The 19,714-nt window shown below is 73.8% G+C and carries 14 protein-coding genes, 2 pseudogenes and 1 riboswitch; of the genes and pseudogenes, 3 read left to right on the top strand and 13 right to left on the bottom strand.

All coding sequences use genetic code 11. The features are described 5' to 3' along the window. Position 1: 1 nt before the first annotated feature. Positions 2-1,135: a bifunctional diaminohydroxyphosphoribosylaminopyrimidine deaminase/5-amino-6-(5-phosphoribosylamino)uracil reductase RibD gene (gene ribD, locus OG417_RS19930; protein WP_329258043.1), complete on the bottom strand. Its 1,134-nt coding sequence runs from the start codon at positions 1,133-1,135 to the stop codon at positions 2-4. An 80-nt stretch (positions 1,136-1,215) separates the two neighbouring features. Continuing rightward, positions 1,216-1,346, bottom strand: a riboswitch (FMN riboswitch). A gap of 100 nt (positions 1,347-1,446) precedes the next feature. Further along, positions 1,447-2,169 carry a sulfite exporter TauE/SafE family protein gene (locus tag OG417_RS19925; RefSeq protein WP_329258041.1) on the bottom strand — a complete coding sequence of 241 codons (723 nt, stop codon included), beginning with the start codon at positions 2,167-2,169 and terminating at the stop codon, positions 1,447-1,449. Positions 2,170-2,422: 253 nt separating this feature from the next. Here OG417_RS19925 and OG417_RS19920 point away from each other — a divergent pair, with 253 nt between their 5' ends. Further along, a complete protein-coding gene (locus tag OG417_RS19920) occupies positions 2,423-3,442 on the top strand; it encodes an MBL fold metallo-hydrolase (RefSeq protein WP_329258039.1) in 1,020 nt (339 codons plus the stop codon). 40 nt (positions 3,443-3,482) lie between these two features. Here the strand turns inward: OG417_RS19920 and OG417_RS19915 are convergent, their stop codons facing one another. From OG417_RS19915 to OG417_RS19900, 4 genes are all read right to left on the bottom strand, one after another. After that, positions 3,483-5,519 (bottom strand): tetratricopeptide repeat protein, encoded by a 2,037-nt coding sequence (locus tag OG417_RS19915; protein ID WP_329258036.1) that lies wholly within the window; start codon positions 5,517-5,519, stop codon positions 3,483-3,485. 112 nt (positions 5,520-5,631) lie between these two features. After that, on the bottom strand, positions 5,632-6,294 hold the full coding sequence (rpe, locus tag OG417_RS19910; RefSeq protein ID WP_329258033.1) for a ribulose-phosphate 3-epimerase: 663 nt from the start codon (positions 6,292-6,294) through the stop codon (positions 5,632-5,634). Positions 6,295-6,497: 203 nt separating this feature from the next. After that, positions 6,498-7,166 (bottom strand): class I SAM-dependent methyltransferase, encoded by a 669-nt coding sequence (locus OG417_RS19905; protein WP_329258030.1) that lies wholly within the window; start codon positions 7,164-7,166, stop codon positions 6,498-6,500. 84 nt (positions 7,167-7,250) lie between these two features. After that, positions 7,251-8,198 (bottom strand): LysR family transcriptional regulator, encoded by a 948-nt coding sequence (locus OG417_RS19900; protein WP_329258027.1) that lies wholly within the window; start codon positions 8,196-8,198, stop codon positions 7,251-7,253. 122 nt (positions 8,199-8,320) lie between these two features. Here OG417_RS19900 and OG417_RS19895 point away from each other — a divergent pair, with 122 nt between their 5' ends. Then, a complete protein-coding gene (locus OG417_RS19895; RefSeq protein WP_329258024.1) occupies positions 8,321-9,589 on the top strand; it encodes a pyridoxal phosphate-dependent aminotransferase in 1,269 nt (422 codons plus the stop codon). Positions 9,590-9,642: 53 nt separating this feature from the next. Further along, positions 9,643-10,461: a class I SAM-dependent methyltransferase gene (locus OG417_RS19890; RefSeq protein ID WP_329258021.1), complete on the top strand. Its 819-nt coding sequence runs from the start codon at positions 9,643-9,645 to the stop codon at positions 10,459-10,461. Positions 10,462-10,579: 118 nt separating this feature from the next. Here OG417_RS19890 and OG417_RS19885 read toward each other — a convergent pair whose 3' ends face one another. From OG417_RS19885 to OG417_RS19860, 7 genes and pseudogenes are all read right to left on the bottom strand, one after another. Continuing rightward, a complete protein-coding gene (locus OG417_RS19885; RefSeq protein ID WP_329258018.1) occupies positions 10,580-11,977 on the bottom strand; it encodes an RsmB/NOP family class I SAM-dependent RNA methyltransferase in 1,398 nt (465 codons plus the stop codon). Next, a complete protein-coding gene (fmt, locus tag OG417_RS19880; protein WP_329258015.1) occupies positions 11,977-12,903 on the bottom strand; it encodes a methionyl-tRNA formyltransferase in 927 nt (308 codons plus the stop codon). Before fmt ends, OG417_RS19885 begins: the two co-directional genes overlap by 1 nt. Further along, complete coding sequence (gene def / locus OG417_RS19875; RefSeq protein WP_329258012.1) at positions 12,903-13,448, bottom strand: peptide deformylase; 546 nt, start codon at positions 13,446-13,448, stop codon at positions 12,903-12,905. Before def ends, fmt begins: the two co-directional genes overlap by 1 nt. Before the next feature lie 47 nt (positions 13,449-13,495). Next, positions 13,496-15,040, bottom strand: a pseudogene (locus tag OG417_RS54355) (primosomal protein N'); the annotation flags it as partial. Between the two features lie 1,023 nt (positions 15,041-16,063). After that, positions 16,064-16,468, bottom strand: a pseudogene (locus OG417_RS54350) (hypothetical protein); the annotation flags it as partial. Positions 16,469-17,222: 754 nt separating this feature from the next. Then, complete coding sequence (locus OG417_RS19865) at positions 17,223-17,594, bottom strand: MmcQ/YjbR family DNA-binding protein (RefSeq protein WP_329258007.1); 372 nt, start codon at positions 17,592-17,594, stop codon at positions 17,223-17,225. 893 nt (positions 17,595-18,487) lie between these two features. Beyond that, on the bottom strand, positions 18,488-19,696 hold the full coding sequence (locus tag OG417_RS19860) for a cytochrome P450 family protein (RefSeq protein WP_329258004.1): 1,209 nt from the start codon (positions 19,694-19,696) through the stop codon (positions 18,488-18,490). Between the last annotated feature and the right edge of the window lie 18 nt (positions 19,697-19,714).

Here is a 19,714-nt window from a genome sequence, read left to right as displayed (position 1 = left end):
TTCAGTTCTCCCTTCGAGACGGTGCCGGCCGGTCGCGTACCGTCGCGGTGATCCGCAGGTCCGGCCCGATCGTGGTGACGTCGTCGATGTCGAGGTGGTGCGCCTGCGCGAGCGTCGCGACCCCGGCGTCGCCGAGGGCGGCGGCCCCGGCGCCGAACAGCGTGGGCGCCAGGTAGGCGACGACGCGGTCGACCAGCCCCTCGGCCAGGAACCCTCCGGCCAGGGACGGACCGCCTTCGAGGAGCACCGAGACGATCTCGCGCTCGGTCAGCTCCGCGAGCAGGGCGGACAGGTCCAGGCCGCGTCCGTTCCGGGCGCGCGGCAGCCGTACGACGGCGGTGGTGGACTCCAGCGCGGACGCTTCGGCGTCTTCGGCGACCGCGACCAGCGTCGGCGCCTCGTCGTTCAGGACGCGGCCGGCCAGGGGCGTACGGGCGCGGGTGTCGGCGACGACGCGCAGCGGGCGGCGGTGGGTGCGCAGGTGGTCGTGCGGTTCGAAGCCGCGCACGGTGAGACGGGGGTCGTCGGCCAGCACGGTGCCGGACCCGGCGATGATCGCGTCGGCGCGGGCGCGCAGGCGGTGGACGTCCTCCCGCGCGGCGGCACCGGTGATCCACTGGCTGGTGCCGTCGGCCGCGGCCGAACGGCCGTCGAGCGTGGCGGCGAACTTCCAGGTCACGTGGGGGCGGCGCAGGCGGGCGTAGGTGAGCCATTCGGCGTTGACCCGCTCGGCCTCCGCGGCGAGCAGCCCGGACTCGACGGACAGACCGGCCTCGGCGAGCCGCCGCCCGCCGCCCTGGGCCCGGTCGCTGGGGTCGCCGACCGCGTACACGACCCGGCGCAGGCCGGCGGCCAGGATGGCCTGGCTGCACGGCCCGGTGCGGCCCTGGTGATCGCAGGGTTCGAGGGTGACGACGAGCGTGCCGCCCCGCGCGCGGACGCCGGCCTGCCGCAGTGCGACGACCTCGGCGTGGGGACCGCCGGCGTACGCGTGGAAGCCCTCGCCGACAGGGGTTTCGTCCGCGTCGAGCACGACGCATCCGACGACGGGGTTGGGGCTGGTCTCGCCGAGCGCGCGCGCCGCCAAGGCGATCGCGTCGCGCATCGCCGTCTCCTCGGCGGAAGATGCGGTCACCCCGGGCCTCCTGATCCAGGCTCCGGGATGTGACGGCGCGATGGTGCCGACGCCACTACCGTGCCCCGAACAGGGCACGGCCGCGCGCTGCCTCCCATCCGGACTTTGACCGTCGGTCCCGGAATTCCACCGGGTCAACCGGCCGATGGTTTCGGCCGGGTCGCGGACTATAACCGCCGGTTCGGAATTTCACCGACCCCGGAGCACGCTGACGAACACTCCTAACCAGTGTGCCACGCGAGACATTCCCCGCGTTGTGTGAGGAAGAGCACGTTGCCCCACCGACCTTCCGCGCGTACGCCCGCTCCGTGTCAGAGGGCCGCCAGGCCCTTGATCACCGTCAGCAGGGCGCCCGCCATGGCCAAGGCGATCACCGCGGCCCGGCCCCGCGCCGGGGGGACGCGCCCGGACAGGCGGTTGCCGGCGAGGATGCCGGCGGCCAGTCCGGCCGCGACCGTCGTCCAGCCGGCCGCGGCCATCGACGGCCGGCCGCCCTTGGCGACGAGCGAGGCGGCGCCCAGGACGCCGAAGACCAGCTGGGCGGTTGCCGCGAACCGGTGCTGGGCCCAGCCGGAGGACACCGCGTACAGCGCGACCGCCGGTCCGCCCGCGCCGACGGTCGCGTTCAGGAAGCCCGACCCGACCCCGGCGGCCACCGCGCCCGGCGTGCCGCGCAGCACCCGCGCTCTCTCGCTGGCCACCACGGCCACCAGGGCGCACAGGATGAGCAGGCCGACGACGACCGCCAGCGGCGGCCCCGGCAGGGTCCGCGCCATCCAGGCCCCGGCCACCACGGCCGGCAGCGCGGGGCCGATGAGCAACGCGGCCCGGCGCGGATCGACGTCCCGCCAGACCTGCGTCAGCACGATGAACGCGGTGAGGACCGCGCAGGTGTTGACCACCAGGACGCCGTCGAACGGGCCCAGCAGCAGCACCAGGTACGGGGAGGTCACGAGCGAGAAGCCGAGCCCGGTGACCCGCTGAGCCGTGGCGCCGACGAACACGACCATCCCGAGCCCGATCGCCTGGATCATCCCCGCCTCCCCTCGACGCCGCCCGTACGATCCGCCGCCACGGGGCCGGATCGCCCGGCAGGTCCCGATCGCGCACGGTCTGAGGGCCCGTAGGGCCCGCCCAACCGTACGACCCGCCCCGCACGACCAGACCGCCCCACGAGAAGAGTGTTGAGATTCACCGGGTCCAGCCGTGGTGCCCGGAGTGGGAAGTCCGGTATTAATCGAATGACGTTCTAAAACCCCGCACGCCGGAAAGCCGAGGACCGAGCCGATGTCGCAGCGATCGGAGTGGATCGAATCTGGAGCGTTCCAGGTCGCCCCTGGAGTCCACCGGATACCGCTGCCGCTGCCCACGGACGGGCTCCGGGCGGTCAACGTCTACGCGATCGAGGACGACGACGGCCTCGTCCTGATCGACGGCGGCTGGTCGCTGGAGGAGTCACGGCGGCAGCTGGAGACCTCCCTCAAGGAGATCGGGTTCGGGCTCGCCGACATCAGCCGCTTCCTGGTCACGCACGTGCACCGGGACCACTACACGCAGGCGGTCGCGGTACGCCGGGAGTTCGGCACGCGGGTGAGCCTCGGCATCGGGGAGCGTCCCACCCTCGAGCTGCTCACCTCGCCCGGCCCGACCGACCGTTCCCCCCAGCTCGAACAGCTGAACGCCTGCGGCGCGGCGCCTCTCATCGAACGGCTGCGGGCGGTGTGGAAGGAAGGCGGCCACAACCCGTCCGAGTGGGCCATGCCGGACGACTGGATCGAGGGGCGGGTGCCGGTGCCGCTGGCCGGCCGCGAGCTGCTGGCCGTGCCGACGCCCGGCCACACCCGGGGCCACCTGGTCTTCGCCGACCTCACCGCCGGGCTGCTGTTCGCCGGCGACCACGTGCTGCCGCACATCACCCCGTCGATCGGCTTCGAGAGCGCGCCGGAGTCCTCGCCGCTCGGCTCCTACCTGGCCTCCCTCAAGGTCGTCCGTGAGATGCCCGACCTGCGGCTGCTGCCGGCGCACGGGCCGGTCACCGACAGCGTGCACGCCCGCGTCGACGCGTTGCTGGACCACCACGCCGAGCGCCTGGACGCGTGCGCCGCGGCGGTCGCCGCCGGCTCGGGCACGGCGTACGAGACGGCCCGCGCGCTGACCTGGACCCGGAGAGGACGCCACTTCGACGAACTGGACATGTTCAACCAGATGCTGGCGACCACCGAGACCCGCGCCCACCTGGAGGTCCTGGTCGCCCAGGGCCGCCTGAGCAGCCACGTCGAGGGCGAGGCCTCGGTCTACACCGCTTAGCCGGCACCATGTCGCCGCCGGCGGACCGAGGACGCTGCCGTCATCTCCCCCGTACCGCCCGCAGGTGCTGCTCGGCGAGAGCGCGGTTCTTCGGGTCGATGGCGGGGTGGTCCCGTGCGTACTCGAACATCTTCGCGGCCTCGGCGAACCGCCCGCGCTCTTCCAGCACGCCGCCGATGTTGAGGGCCGCGAGCGGGATCAGCCTGGGAAACAGGGTGAACTCGCTCTCGCGTAACGCGTAGACGTCCTGGTACCTCCGCAGCGCCGCCTCGACCTCACGCCGGCCGTGGGCGATGGTGCCCAGCCAGAACATCGCCTGGGCGCGGATGTCCAGGACGTGCGACGTGGTCGCGGCGGTGAGCGCGGTCTCGGCGCCGGCCGGATCCTTCTCGTCGAACAGCAGGATCCGGCCCAGGGAGAAGCCGCACAGCGCGGCGAAGTCGCTGCCCGGCACGATCTCCAGGCATCGGCGGTACGCGGCGATCGCGCCCTGCCGGTCGCCGAGCCGTTCGCGGCACTCCCCCAGGAGCGGGTACAGGGGGACCGACTCGGTCGTCTCTCCGGAGTCGAGTATCCGCGTATAGATCTGCTCCGCCTCGGCGTACTCCTGCTTCCGGTAATGCGCCTCCGCCCTGTCCTTCTGCGCCTCGAAGTGGCGCCGGAGCTCGGCCTCGTCAAGCCTCAGCACCTGTCCCTCCACGTTCCGCAACGCCTCTTGCAACCTGATGCGGGTGGCATCGTCGTCGTCGATGTGGGTGATGGTGTCGCGCCAGGAACCCGGCCCGCGCTTCGCCCTGCTCCGCGGCTGGAGGCGGCGTGTCAGCCTCTTCCTCGGGACCGCCCCGGTCTTGTCGATGAGATCGTCGAGGTCGTCCTTGATCTCGTCGAGCAGCATCTCGAACGCCTCCACCCAGGTGTGGGCGGTGAAGTTGCCGTGCTCCGACAGGTGCGCGTAAAGCGCCTGGAACCTGTCCTGGTTGGAGGGATGGGTCGACTGCCCGGACGCCGTCTTCTCCGCCATCCGAGCGCGACGCCGGGTGAACGCGTCCTGCCCGGCGACGTCGACGCCGCGGCGGACCAGCCACTCCTCGATCACGTCGAGAAACTCGAAGTACAGCAGCGCCGCGCACGGAGCGGCATGGGAGATGTCCTGCTTCACCACGAACGCGTCGCCGGAGAACAGGTCGTCCAGCATGGCCAGGCTCGGCTCGAGGTTCTTCCCGCCGGTGAACGCGCCGATCAGCGCGTCCTGGCCCCAGGTGTCGGCCTCGAACTCCATCGCCCGAGAGCGTTCCAGCAGGGAGAACTTCGCGTCGCGGCCGACGGAGCGGAGCTCGTCGGCGTGATTCAGCACCGCGTGTCCGTACTCGTGGCACAGCACGAAAGCCGACATGGTCCTGGTCAGCGGCATCTCCAGGAGCCTCGCGATCATGGGGATCTCCACGAGGGCCTTGGACCTCGGCCTGCCGACGCCGAGGAACTCGAGTGCGGTGTCCACCGCCTGGACCCGCAGTGCCGACCTGGCCTTCCCGTCTTCGACGAAACGCCTGATCGCGCCCCCGCCCAGCGAGCCCATGCGCAGCAGCGGGAAGATGCTCCGGTTCATCTTGAACAGATAACCGGCGAGCCCCTGGTGGAACACGATCGCCGGCATCGCGGAGTCCTCGAACCTGATGCATTCCGCGTTGGGCTCGTAGGTTCGCAGAATACCGACGGGGATGTTCGCCAATGTGTCGCGCCATTGCGGCGGGGCCAGCCCGAGCGCCGACTTCTTGAGATCGGCGGCGAGACCGCCGACCTCCGCGCCCAATCCCGCTAACCGCTGCCGGGTCTTCTCGACATCGGCGTTCGAGGTCTTTTTCAGTTTGTTCTCGGCATTGCGCGGCGCGGGCGACTCGTCGAACGTCGACAACGGCTTCTCGATCGCCACGAAGTCGACCTTGCGCACGATCTCGCCACACGTCGGACAGGAACGGCCGCGCAGCTCGTCGGCGACGTTCAACGTCGCCGCCGTGGTGACCAGCGGTCCCGCCCAGACGATGTGCTTGCATTCCAGGCGTCGGGCAAAGAATTGCATCGGTCACGCTCCGCCGAGAGAGAAGTGACGTGCACCGGGCCGCCGGCCGCGGTGCGCCATGCACCGCACGCTATCCCGGCGGCCTGGGACCGGTCCCCGGCGCGACGCGAGGCTAGCCGGACGCCCGGGCCGCGCGGGCGCGCAGGGAGCGGACCGCCTCGGCCGGGTCGTCGGCGGAGTACACGGCCGAGCCGGCCACGAACACGTCCGCGCCCGCCTCCGCGCAGCGCTCGATGGTCTCGGTGTTCACTCCCCCGTCGACCTGGAGCCACACGTCGAGGTCCCGGCCCTTGATCAGGTCACGGGCGCGGCGGATCTTCGGCAGGACGACGTCGAGGAACGGCTGACCGCCGAAGCCCGGCTCGACCGTCATCACCAGCAGCATGTCGATCTCTGCGAGCAGGTCGGCGTACGGCTCCACGGCCGTGCCCGGGTTGAGCGCCAGGCCGGCGCGGGCGCCGGCGGCGCGGATCTCCCGCAGCGTACGGATCGGGGCGCTCGCCGCCTCGACGTGGATGGTGACGCTGGCCGCCCCCGCCTCGGCGTATCCGGGTGCCCACCGGTCGGGGTCCTCGATCATGAGGTGGCAGTCCACCGGAACGGGCGTCGCCTTGAGCAGTGCCTCGACCACCGGCAGTCCGAGGGTGAGGTTGGGCACGAAGTGGTTGTCCATCACGTCGACGTGGATCCAGTCCGCGTCGGCGACCGCGGCGACCTCGTCGGCGAGCCGGGCGAAGTCGGCGGACAGGATGCTGGGAGCGATTTGCACGGCCATGATGCGCTCAAGTGTAGGGACGCCCGTACGCCCCGCACGAGCCGGACGGCGTGGAGGCCGCCCGGAGCCCTCGCCCGTCGCGAGCGGCGTCCAGGCGCCGCGAGGCAGAGGAGGGAGTCGGCCTGGTGTTGGCCGGCGACTCTTCCGTGGGGTGGGGACGACAACGGGGCGCCGGGGCAGGGCATGGGGTTCCGGGCAGCCTCTCAGCCGGGCTTGACCGCCGAGAAGCACGCCAGCGCGCCGGTGGCCGTCACCTCCGCGGACTCCAGCCCGGCGCCGTCCAGCCAGCCTCGCAGGTTGGCGAGGCTCCCGGGCCGGCCGAAGTCGCCCCGTGCCCGCAGGAACGCGATGAAGGCGTCCTGGCGACGGCCGGCCCCGGTCACCATCGCGCTGCCCCTCAGCACGCCGCCGGGCCGCAGCACCCGGGCCATCTCCGCCAGCGCGCCGGCCGGGTCCGGGAGGCAGTGCAGCCCGTTGTAGGTGTGGCACCGGTCGAACGACCCGTCGGCGAACGGCAGCCGGTCCGCGCTCACGCCCGCGAACGCGGCGTCCAGTCCGCGGCGGCGCGCCTCCGCACGGGCCCGGCCGAGCATGAGCCGCGACAGGTCCGCCGCGACGTAGCGCAGGCCGGCATCGCGCGGCACGCCGCGGAACGCCACCCCGCCCCCGCACGGCACGTCGAGCACGGCGGTCCCCGGCGGCAGCCGGGCCGCCTCGGCGAAGGTGTCGTAGAAGACGCGCATGTCGGCGCCCCACAGCAGCCGGCCGCCCAGCCGGGCGATCGGCTCGCGCTCGACCGCGAAGTCGTAGACGACCGGGACCAGGCGGCCCCTCCTCCAGTGCCGGTCGAGCCGGTCCGCCACGCCGCTCACACCACGACCTCCTCCGGATCGCACCCGGCCCCGAAGCCGCGGACGACCGCGACCGAGCGGCCGGCGCCGGTCGAGCCGCTCGCGTCACGCCCCGCTCTTCTGCGCGGGTCCGCCCCTGCGGCCCACCGACATGACGTCGATCTCGGCCACGGCGTCCCGTAGCGCCTCGAGCGTAACCGCGACCGACGGCCGGCGCACGCTCGCCGTACGGGCGACGGCGTACACGTAGCGGGTCAGCGATCCGGGCAGTTCGCGGGCCGCGATGCCCGGCACCGCCGCGGTCAGCGCCAGGCTGGGCACGGCGGCGATCCCGACCCCCCGCGCGACCAGGCCGAGGATCGTGCCGAGCCCCTCGAACTCCCACGGCATCGGTGGCGCGCCGCCCACGTCGGCGAGCAGGCGGTCGAAGGCCTGGCGTGACGGCTCACCCGCCGGAGCCGCCAGCCACGGCTCGTCGCGCAGCCGCCACAGATCGATCTCGCGGTCGGGGTCGGCGGCCCAGTGGCCGGAGGGCACGACGAGCACGAGCGGGTCGTGCAGCAGCAGCGAGAAGCGCAGGCTGCCGCCCCCGCGCGTCGGAAGCCGCCCGGTCCAGTCGTCGACCAGCGCCAGGTCGACCTCACCGGAGCGCACCTGCCGCAGACCGTCGCCCGGCCGCGTCTGGCGGAGCTGGAAGGTGAGGCCTTCGTGGTGGCGCAGGCTGTGCGCCAGGGCGGGCGCGAACGCCACCGCGGCCGTCGGGAACGCCGTGAGCACGATCTGCCCCGTCGGCTCGGCCTCGGACAGGTCGGCCTCGGCGAACTCGATCATCCGCAGGATGCGGTCGGCGTGGTCGGACAGCCGCCGGCCCGCGTCGGTGAGTTCGGCGCTGCGCGCCGTGCGGTCGAGCAGTGTGGTGCCGACCTCGCGTTCGAGGACGGCGAGCTGCTGTGAGACGGCGGAAGGCGTGTAGCCGAGGGCCTTTGCGGTCGCCGCGATGCTGCCGCGGTCGGCGAACTCCCGCAGGAGCCGCAGCCGTCGAACGTCGAGCATAAGCTCAGCTTACGCCCGGCAGCGGAAAGCTTCGCTTGTACTGATGCACCGTTCCACTACAGCATGGAGACATACGGCCGCGCGCAGGTCAACCAGCCAGAAGAGCTCCTTGGGAGTGAACTATGCCAGTCGCCATCTCCGCGACTTTTGCCGCCAACGAGACCCTCGACCACAGACGCCGAAGCGGGCTGCCGGTGCTGCCCCTCGCCTTCGGAGAGGCGGGCCTGCCCGTCCTGCCGTCGCTCGAGCGGCGGCTCGGCACCGCCGCCGGGTGTGGCGCGTACGGTCCCGTCGCCGGCAGCACCGACCTCCGCACCGCCGCCGCGGGTTACTGGCACCGCCGCGGTCTGCCGGCCGACCCCGGGCTGATCGTCGCGGGCCCGGGAAGCAAACCGCTCCTGTACGGTCTGCTGCTCGCCATCGGCGGAGGCGTCGTCGTGCCCCGCCCGAGCTGGGTGAGCTACGCCGCCCAGACCCGGCTCATGGGCGCCGAACCCATCTTCGTGGCGACGCCTCCCGGCGAGGGCGGCGTGCCCGACCCGGACGCGCTGCGCGCGGCCGTCACGCTGGAGCGTGCGGCCGGGCGCGCGGTGAGCTGCCTGGTCGTCACGCTCCCGGACAACCCCACCGGCACGCTGGCCCGGCCGGAGACGGTACGCCGCATGTGCGAGGTCGCCCGCGAGCTCGACCTGATCATCATCGCCGACCAGATCTACCGTGACCTGATCTTCGACCAGAACACCGACTTCCCGTGCCCCACACGGTACGCCCCCGAGCGCACCGTCATCACGACCGCGCTGAGCAAGAACCTCGCCGTCGGCGGCTGGCGCATCGGTGTGGCCCTGCTGCCCGAGGCGCTCAGCGGGCTGCGCGACCGGCTCGCCGGCGTGGCCAGCGATATCTGGTCCAGCGCGTCGAGCCCGACCCAGCAGGCCGCGGCGTACGCCTTCGCCGAGCCCCCGGAGGTCGTCGAGCGCGTCGCGGCCAGCCGGCGGCTGCACGAGACCGTCGCCCGCGCCATGGCCGAGCGCTTCACCGCCGTCGGCGCGCGGGTGCCGCGTCCTCAGGGCGGCTTCTACCTCTACCCGGACTTCGAAGATCTCCGCGAGCGGCTCGGCGTGGACACGTCGGCCGAGCTCTCGGCGCTCCTTCTCGACCGGTACGGCGTCGGCGTGCTGCCGGGCAGCGCCTTCGGCGACGCGCCGGAGGCCCTGCGCCTCCGGGTCGCGACCAGCCTGCTCTACGGCGAGACCGACGAGCAGCGGCTCACCGCCCTCACGTCCCCGGACCCGGTCGGCCTGCCGTGGATCGCCGCCGCCCTGGACCGCGCGACCGAGGTGCTCACCGACCTGACCTCCTCCTGCGAGGAGCGGATCGCCGTCACCGCCTGACCGGCGATCTCGCCAGGCCCCCGCCACCGGCGGGGGCCTGGCATTCTGGGGCGATGACCGACAAGCTCAAGGTCGAGCTCACCGGCGTGCCCGAGACACTGCTCTGGAACCTCTACCATCGCGCCGCCGAGGCCCGCCGGCCGGACGCCGTGCTGGACGACCCCAGGGCCGTCGAGCTGGTCGAGGCGATCGACTTTCCCTTCGAGCGGTTCGGCGAGCCGAAGATGGCGCAGTGGCACGCGCTCCGGGTCCTCTGCTTCGACCGCGCGGTCCGCCGGTTCACGACGGCGCGTCCCGGCGGCACCGTGGTGGCGCTCGGCGAGGGGCTGGAGACGCAGTTCTGGCGCGTCGACGACGGCCGGGTGCGCTGGCTGACCGTCGACCTGCCGGAGACGGTGGAGGTCCGCCGGCGGCTGCTGCCCGACGATCCGCCGCGCCGCCGCACACTCGCCGGCTCGGCGCTCGACTTCACCTGGATGGACGAGGTGGACGCGGCCGACGGTGTGCTGATCTCCACGCAGGGCCTGCTGATGTACCTCCAGCCCGAGGAGGTCAGATCGCTGATCGCGGCGTGCGCGGAGCGGTTCCCCGGCGGCGCGCTGGTCTTCGACAGCGTCCCCCACTTCCTGGCCGAACGCAGCCGGAGCGACGCGCCGGACGCGGGCGCCGCCTACCGGGCGCCGGCCTGGCACTGGAGCCTCGACCCCGGCGAGCACCGGAAGATCCTGGAGTACTCCCCGCGGATCGCGGGCGTCCGTGACCTGCGCTACCCGCGAGGCCGCGGCCTGCTGTCCCTCGCCCCGCTGGTCGGCCACGTGCCGCTGATCCGCAAACTCCGCATGCCGATCGTCGAGGTCAGCTTCGCCGCGTGACCGTACGAGAGCCCGCGGCGGGAACGGCCTCGGTGACCGGCACGGCCACCGGGCCGGGGCGCAGGCGAGCAGGCTCGTGGCGGTGCGGGCCGGACGAGGGCGTTTCCGAGGACGGGCGCTACGCCCGGCGCCGGAGCAGGGCCAGGAACATCGCGTCGGTGCCGTGCCGGTGCGGCCAGAACTGCGCGTACGGGCCCTTCCCCAGGTCCGGGACGTCGTCCAGGTACGACGGGGAGTCCAGGCGCTCGACGTCGTCGCGGCCGCGCAGCACGTCGTCGACCACCACGCGGGTCTCGGCGACGTGCGGTGAGCAGGTGACGTACGCGACCACCCCGCCGGGGCGTACCGCCTCCAGGGCCGAGGCGAGGAGCCGCCGCTGCAGCGGGCCCAGTTCGGCCACCGACTCCGGGCCGCGCCGCCAGCGGGCCTCCGGACGGCGGCGCAGCGCGCCGAGACCGGTGCAGGGCACGTCGGCGAGGACCCGGTCGAAGGAGCCCGGGCGCCAGGCGGGCCGGGTGCCGTCCACGACGGCGACGGCCGCGGCCGGGTCGGCGGCGCGGCGCACCAAACGGGCCCGGTGCGGCTGAAGGTCGCAGGCCAGCAGGTGCGCGCCGCGCTCGGCGGCGAGCCCCGACAGCAGCGCGGCCTTGCCGCCCGGCCCGGCGCACAGGTCGAGCCAGTGCGCGTCGGGGCCGTCGAGCTCGACGCGGGTGAGGGCGAGGGCGACGAGCTGGCTCGCCTCGTCCTGCACGGCGGCGCGTCCCTCGGCGACGGCGGGTACCGCCGCCGGGTCGCCCTCGGCCAGGTACGCGGCGTACGGGGAGTAGGCGGCGGGGTCGCCGCCCAGCTCGGCGACGGTCGCGCGACCGGGCCGGGCCACCAGGGTGACGCGCGGGCGTTCGTTGTCGGCCGCCAGCAGCGCCTCGATCTCACCGGCTCCGGCCGCATCGCGCAGGGCGTTGACGATCCAGCGCGGATGGCTGTGCACGACCGACAGCCGGCCGGTCTCGTCGTCGGGCGCGACGATGGCGAGCCACGCGTCCAGGTCACGGGCGGACACCTTGCGCAGCACGGCGTTGGCGAACTTCGCCTGCCCCGGGCCGGCCACCGAACGGGCGAGGTCGACGGCGGTGCCGACGGCGGCGTGCGGCGGGATGCGGGTGCCGAGGAGCTGGTGCGTGCCGAGCCGCAGGACGTTGAGCAGCGGCCGGTCGATCTTGGCCACGGGACGGTCGCTGCACATGCCGAGGACGGCGTCGTACGTGCCGCGCCCGCGCAGCGTGCCGTACGTCAGCTCGGTCGCGAGCGCGGCGTCGCGCCCGGACAGGTGGCGTTCGCGCAGCAGGGAGGGCAGAAGGAGGTTGGCGTAGGCGTCGCGTTCGTCGACGGCCTGCAGGACGTCGAACGCGGTGCGGCGGACCTGGTCGCGAGGTCGCCGGGGGGCCGGCCGGCCCTGTCCCTTGCCCGGCCTGTCCTGTCCCTTGCCTCGCCGGGAGCCGGTGGATCGCTGCGGCATCAGATCAGGGCGTCGCCTTCGGCCGGGCGCACGCCGCGGGCCCAGGCGGTGGCCGGCATGCGCTGCTTGCCCTGCGGCTGGACGTCGCCGAGGACGACCGGGTGAGAGCCGGTGCCGGCGAGGACCTCGGCCTTGGTCGCGCGCAGCTCGCCCGGGGCCAGCGGCGCGGCGTCCGGCGCCGGGCGTACGGGGCCGAGCTTGAGCCGGTCGCCGCGGAACGTGGTCCAGGCACCGGGCGCGGGCGTGCAGGCGCGGACGCGCCGGTCGACGTGCTGGGCGGGCAGCGTCCAGTCGACGTGGGCGTCATCGGGCGTGAGCTTGGGCGCGTACGAGACGCCGTCGGCGGGCTGCGGCCGGGGCTCCAGCTCGCCCTCCTCGACGCCGTCCATGGTCGCGACCAGGAGCTGCGCTCCGGTCTCGGCGAGCCGCGCGAGCAGGTCGCCGCTGGTGTCGGTCGCCAGGATGGGTTCGGTCACCACGCCGTACACCGGCCCGGTGTCGAGATCCTCCTCGATCTGGAAGGTCGCGGCGCCGGTGATGTCGTCGCCGTGCAGCACGGCCCGCTGCACGGGAGCGGCACCGCGCCAGGCGGGCAGCAGCGAGAAGTGCAGGTTGATCCACCCGTGCCGGGGGATGTCCAGCGCCACGCGCGGGATCAGGGCGCCGTAGGCCACGACCGGGCAGCAGTCGGGGGCGATGGCGCGCAGCCGGTCGAGGAACTCCGGATCTTTGACCTTGGCGGGCTTGAGCACCTCGACGCCCGCCTCGGCGGCGTGCCGCGCGACCGGGCTCGGCGTCAGCCTGCGCCCGCGCCCGGCGGGGGCGTCGGGCCGCGTGATGACCGCGACGACCTCGTGCCGGGACTTGAGCAGGGCGTCGAGCGCGGGTACGGCGGTCTCCGGCGTGCCGGCGAACACGAGCCGCACTAGAGCGCCTTGCCGAACGTCGGGTGCGGGGAGTCCTTGATCACCGGTGCTTCGTCGCCGAACCACTCGGCCTCGCGGATCGCCTTCATCGCGGCCTTGCGCTGGTCGGGGTCGAGCCGGTCGATGAAGATCACGCCGTCGAGGTGGTCGGTCTCGTGCTGCACGCAGCGGGCCAGCAGGTGGGTGCCCTCGAGGACGACCGGCTCCCCGTACATGTTGAAGCCCTTGGCCACGACGCCGATCGCGCGGTTGGTCGGGAAGACCAGGCCGGGCAGCGAGAGGCAGCCCTCGTCGCCCTCCTCCTGCTCCTCGGTCAGCTGGAGGCTGGGGTTGACGAGGTGGCCGAGCTGCTCGTCAACGTAGTAGGTGAACACCCGCAGGCCCACGCCGAGCTGCGGCGCGGCCAGGCCGACGCCGGGTGCCTCGAGCATGGTGTCGGACAGGTCCTTGACGAGCGTGCGCAGCTCCTTGTCGAAGTCCTTCACCGGCTCGGCCGGTGTACGCAGCACCGGGTCGCCGAAGAGGCGGATGGGCTTGACGGCCACGAACGGCTCCGTTCACGTCTCGTAGTTGGGCAGGACCAGTCTACGGTTCAGATCAGCTCGAGCGGGTCGACCCGGACGCGGACGACGTCGGCGGCCTTGCGCGTGCTGCGCGCGGCCTGCGCGGTCTTGAGGAGCCGGGACAGGACGGCGCCCCGGCCGCGGTCGACCCGCACCAGCGCGCGTTCCCGGCCCTCCCCCAGCTCGACCGGCCCGAGCACCTGGGCGTCGTCCGGCAGCCCGGCGGCCTCGACCATCTCGCGTACGGACTGCGGCGTGCCGGTGAGCGAGGCCATCCGCACGGCGGGCGGGAACCCGAGCTCCCGGCGCTCGTCCAGCTCCCGTTCGGCGTACGTGACGGCGTCCCAGCGGATCAGGGCCTGCACCGGCGTCAGCGACCCGTCCGCGAGCACGATGACGGGGCCCCGCGGGCGTACGAGGGCGGCGGCGTTCATCCAGCGGCGCAGCGCCTCTTCCCCGGCGCGCAGGTCGGCGCGGCCGAGGAGCACCCAGCCGTCGAGCAGCAGCGCGGCGGCGTACCCGCCCTCGGCCACCGGCTCGGCGCCGGGCGTCGCGACCACCAGCGCGGGTTCGCCGGAGACCTCGGCGAGCACGCCGTCGCGGCCGGACGTGCGCACGGGCACGCCGGGGAACGCGCGGCCGAGTTCCTCGGCGGTGCGCCGGGCGCCGACGACCACGGCCCGCACCTGGCGGCCGCCGCACTCGGGGCAGCGCCAGGCACCGGCGATCCGGCCGCACCAGCGGCAGTACGGGGCGGCGTGCGAGGAGCGCAGCGACAGCGGGCCCTCACACTCGGGACAGCGCGCCGGCCCCCGGCAGCGCGAACAGGCGAGCGCGGGAACGTAGCCGCGCCGCGGCACCTGCACGAGGACGGGCCCGTGTTCGAGGCCCTGCCGCGCGGCGCGGAACGCCATGTGCGGCAGGCGCGCGCTGCGGGCGGCCTCGTCGCGGGCCAGGTCGGCGTCGTCCCCGGCGGGCCGCACGTAGGCCATGGAGGCGCGCAGCCGCTCCCGGTCGGGCACGAGCGGCCGGGCCCAGCCGGCCCGTACGAGCTGCGTGGCGTCGGTCGTGCGGGTGAACCCGCCGATGAGCGCCCCGGCCCCGGCCCGGTGCGCGCGGAGCGCGAGCACCTCACGAGCGTGCGGGTAGGGCGCGTGCGGCTCGGCGTGCACGTCGTCGCCGTCGTCCCAGAGCACGACGAGCCCGAGATCGCGGACGGGCGCGAACATCGCGGCCCGCGTGCCGACGACCGCCGCCGCCCTTCCGCGGCGTACGGCGAGCCAGCGACGGTAGCGCTCGGCGGGCCCGAGCTCGGCGGTGAGCGCCACATGACGGCCGTCGCCGAGCTCACGGCGCAGCGCGCGATCGACCCGCGCCACGTCCCTCCCGTCGGCGACGATCACAAGCGCCCCCCGCCCACCCGCGAGCGTGGCCCGCACCGCGAGCGCGACCTCCGCGGTCCAGTCACCACCGGGCAGCGCACTCCAGACGGCCCGCGGCGCCCGCCCCGCCGTGAGCGCCTCGAGGAACGACGCCCCCGCGGGATAAGCCCCCCACGACCCGACCGCGGGAGGCGTGATGCCAGGAGCGGCCACCCCAGCCCCCGGGCCCCCTCCACTCTCACCGTGTACGGCCCCGGCGCCGGACCCGGCCGCCATTTCAGAGCCCGCCACCGCGCCGGGCTCCGCCACCGTGCCGGAATCCGCCGCCGCATTGGGATCCGCCACCGCGCCGGAACTCGCCGCTCTGCCGGAGCCCGCCGCCGTACTGGGGTCCGCCACCGCGCCAGAACCCGCCACCGCGCCGGAACTCGCCGCTCTGCCCGAGCCCGCCGCCGTACTGGGGTCCGCCACCGCGCCAGAACCCGCCACCGCGCCAGAACCCGCCACCGCGCCGGAACTCGCCGCTCTGCCCGAGCCCGCCGCCGTACTGGGGTCCGCCACCGCGCCAGAACCCGCCACCGCGCCAGAACCCACCGCCGCACCGGAATCCGCCACCGCGCCAGAACCCACCGCCGTACCGGGATCCGCCACCGCGCCAGAACCCACCGCCGCACCGGAATCCACCGCCCTGCCGGAGCCCGCCACCGCGTCAGGGCCCACCGCCATGCCGGGGGCCGTAACCGTAACGGCGTCCGCCGCCGTCACACCGACTGACCTGTCGCCATCGTCCGAAGCGTCACTCTCATCGGCCGACGCGTCATCGCCCCTCTCGGGGACGCCCCGCTCAGATCCCTCACGGTCTCCTCCGCCTGCGATCTCACCAGGACCGACCGGAACGCCATCATCGCCGGCGGCCTCATCGCCGGCAGAGGACTCATCGGTACCGCCGGCACCATCTGCCGAGGCGTTGTGTCGTTCTCTGGGTGCCGGGCTCGGGAAGACGGCGGTGTCCGGTGCCGGGCCGGCCTGGGCCTCGTCCACCGGGGCGGGCTCCGCCGGACCGGTCTCGACCGTTGCCGTGGGCTCCGCCGGACCGGCGTCGGCCGCCGGTCCGGGGGTGGGCACGTTCTCGTTCTCGACGCGGGCGTGGCGGGGCGGGATGGCGAGCCGCAGCACGTCGGCGAGGGTGCCCGCGTAGCGGTCGGCGATCTCCCGGGCGAGCGCGGCGATCTCCGGGGCCAGGACCGGCTCCGGGGAGGTGACGCGCTCCAGGTACGCGAGGCGGCCGTCGTGGTCGCTCCTGTCGACGCGTTCGAGCAGGAAGCCGTCCATGAGCTGGCCCGCGAACCGGACCCGTACGCGGCATCCGGGGACGGCCGCGTCGTCCAGCGCCGAAGGGACCAGATAGTCGAAGGGGCGATCCAGGTGCGGGAGCGGCACGTCCACCGCCACCCTCGCGACCGGCAGCGTCTCGGCGGGCCTGCGCGTGTTCTTCTTGGCGGTGCTGTTCTTCTTGGGGGTGCTGTTCTGCCTGACGGCGCGCCTGCCCCGCCCGGGGCCACGGTCCCCCGCGCCTTCGCCGGCCGGCGCGGGCGCCGCGGACTCCGGGAGGTCGCCCATCCCGGGAAGCACGCCCATGTCCACGCCGTCGGTCACCTCTCCGTCCTACCAGACCTCCCCACTCCGAACGCACGACCGCAGCCGAGCCTCGCCGCCCACGACCGCGCGCACCGGAAGAGAACGGCCAGGCCACCCGCGACCACCCCCGACCGGCGACCACGACCGAACACCGAAGACCGACCGCCGGCCGTGAACCGCCGAAGGCCCCGCGCGCTCTCCCGATGCGGTCGATCCTCGCCGTGAGGCTAGCGACTCCTCGCCGCCCACACGGGCGTGCGAGGCCAGCCACCGCTGGCCAAGAGATCCGTCTCCTGTCGCCGTGATGAGGGCGACCGGCAGATCACGCCGGAACCACAGGGCACCTGGCCAGTGCCCGTCCATCTCAACGCTGTCCTTGGACCACCGCCGTCGCGGCAACGTGGCCGTGCCACTCCACCGAGCCGTCAGACGCCCTCGCAAACCGCCCTAAGGCGCCCTTCGCGGACCGCCCCCAGGCGCCCCTCGCAGACCGTCCTCGGCGTCCCTCACGGACCGCCCCCAGACGCCAGCCCCCTCACGGACCGCCCTCAGACGCGCCCCATCGCAGACCGTCCTCAGCGTCCTCGCGGACCGCCCTCAAGCATCCCTCGCGGACCGCCCTCAAGCATCCCTCGCAGACCGCCGCCAGGCACCCTCCTCACAGACCGCCCTCGGCGTCCCTCACGGACCGCCCCCAGACGCCAGCCCCCTCACGGACCCGTCCCCAGGCATCCCCTCACAAGCCGTTCTCGGCGCCCTCGCGAACCGCCCTCAGGGCGTGCTCGGCCGCCACGCGTTTGGGTACGACGCGGCGCCAGGCGTCCAGGACGAGCTCGTGCATCTCCTCCACCGAGATGGCCTCCAGGCGGACCTCGATCCAGTGGAAGCGCTGGTCCGACACCCGGGGCATCAGGAACTTCTCCGGCTCGGCGGCGACCATCGCCTCCCGCTCCTCCTTCGGGAAGGCACAGCCCATCGTGGTCTCGTCCCGGGAGAGCGCAACGTAGACGATCTTGCCGACGCGAAACTTCACCCGGTCGCGGATGAGATGCTCCTCCGAGCGCGGCAGGGTGGACGTCAGGCCACGGATGTCGTCGATCGTGACCACAGGCCGGCCTCCTCCGTATGAGCGGCCCTCAGCATGTCACCCACCACCGACAGTCCGCGGCGGTGCCGCGCCGAACGCCCGCCTGTGAGGGTCCCCCTCACCACGCCAGGCCCAGGTCAGGGTGCCCCCCACACGAGCTGAGGGCTCGCCGACACGGCGGAGGTTCGTGGTCACCGCGCTAGCTGTACCTCGGCCGTCACATTGGTGACAGTCGGGTGATGGGCGGGTGGCCGGCTCGGCTGCCCCTCTCTCGGCGGTGAGCGCACTGGCCGCGCGGGCGGTGCTCGGGCGGTCCGAAGGCGGTCAGGACGGGGTGAACGTCACCGGCACGGCCTTCGGGCCGCGCAGGCTCGCGACGTCCCAGCGGAGTTCGTCGAACGGTGCCGCCGGACACCCGCCTGTGAGGGGCCCCCTCACCACGCCAGGCCCAGGTCAGGGTGCCCCCCACACAAGCTGAGGGCTCACCGACACGGCGGAGGTTCGTGGTCACCGCGCTGGCTCCGGTCGCCGGCTCGGCTGCCCCTCTCTCGGCGGTGAGCGCACTCGCCGCGCCGGCGGTGCTCGGGCGGTGGGCGGCGGTCAGGACGGGGTGAACGTCACCGGCACGGCCTTTGAGCCGCGCAGGCTCGCGACGTGCCACCAACAGTCCGCGGCGGTGCCGCCGGACACCCGCCTGTGAGGGGCCCCCTCACCACGCCAGGCCCAGGTCAGGGTGCCCCCCCACACAAGCTGAGGGCTCACCGACACGGCGGAGGTTCGTGGTCACCGCGCTAGCTGTACTCGGCCGTCACATTGGTGACAATCGGGCGATGGGCGGGTGGCCGGCTCGGCTGCCCCTCCCTCGGCGGCGACCGCACTGGCCGCGCGGGCGGTGCTCGGGCGGTGGGCGGCGGTCAGGACGGGGTGAACGTCACCGGCACGGCCTTTGGACCGCGCAGGCTCGCGACGTGCCAGCGGAGTTCGTCGAACGGTACCGCCAGGGTCAGGTCGGGCAGGCGCCGCAGGATCGTGCCGATGGCGATCTCGCCCTCCAGCCGGGCGAGCGGTGCGCCGAGGCAGTAGTGGGCGCCGTGTCCGAACGCCAGGTGCGTGTTCTCCGTGCGGGTGACGTCGAGCCGGTCCGGGTCGGTGAAGTGCTCCGGGTCGCGGTCGGCGATCGCCGTGGCGATCATGACCGTGTCGCCCCTCGGGATCCGTACGCCGCCGATCTCGACGTCCTCCGTCGGGAACCGGATCACCCCGGGGTTGACCGGCCCGTCGTAGCGCAGGAGCTCCTCCACCGCCCCGGGCAGCAGCCCCGGGTCGTCGCGCACGAGCTTGAGCTGCTGCGGATGGGCCAGCAGTGTCGCCGTGCCGCCGGCGATGAGGTTGACCGTGGTGATGTATCCGGCGACCAGCAGGAGGAAGGCCATGGCGACCAGTTCGTCCTCCTCCAGGCGCCCCTCGTCGTCGCGCGCGGTGATCAGCGCGCTCAGCAGGTCGTCGCCGGGGTGACCCCGCTTGTCCGCGATCAGCCCTTCGAGGTACGCCCACATCTTCCGCCACGCGTCGTCCACCGCGTCCCGGTCGAAGCGCTCCTGCGTGAGGATGGCGTCGGTCCACTCCTGGAAGCCCTCGCGGTCGGTGACCGGCACGCCGAGCAGTTCGCAGATGACGGTGACCGGGAGGGGCAGGGCCACGTCGGCGACCAGGTCGGCGCGGCCCGCGGGCAGGACGGCGTCGATCAGGCCGTCGGTGATCTCCTGGACGCGCGGCCGCAGCGCGGCGACGCGGCGGGCGGTGAAGGCCTTGGAGACGAGGCGGCGCAGCCGAGTGTGGTCGGGCGGCCCGACTCTGATCATGCTCCGCAGGAACGACTCGCGCTCGGCGGAGGGCAGCAGGTCCAGCATGCGGCTGTCGGTCGCGTCCCGCAGGTCGCTGCTGAAGCGCGGGTCCGACAGCGCGGCCGTTCCGTCCTCGTACCGGGTGACCAGCCACGCCTCGATGCCGCGTACGGTCGCCACGCGGCGTACGGGCCCCTCTCGGCGCAGCCGCTTGTAGAAGGGGAACGGATCCGCGACGAACGCCTGGTCGTCGTACGGGAAGACCTCCGGCTCACGCACCGGGCACCTCCTCCTCCC

This window comes from Actinoallomurus sp. NBC_01490, from assembly GCF_036227085.1.
Classification (GTDB): Bacteria; Actinomycetota; Actinomycetes; order Streptosporangiales; family Streptosporangiaceae; genus Actinoallomurus; species Actinoallomurus oryzae.
This window is presented reverse-complemented; position numbering and strand designations above follow the sequence as displayed.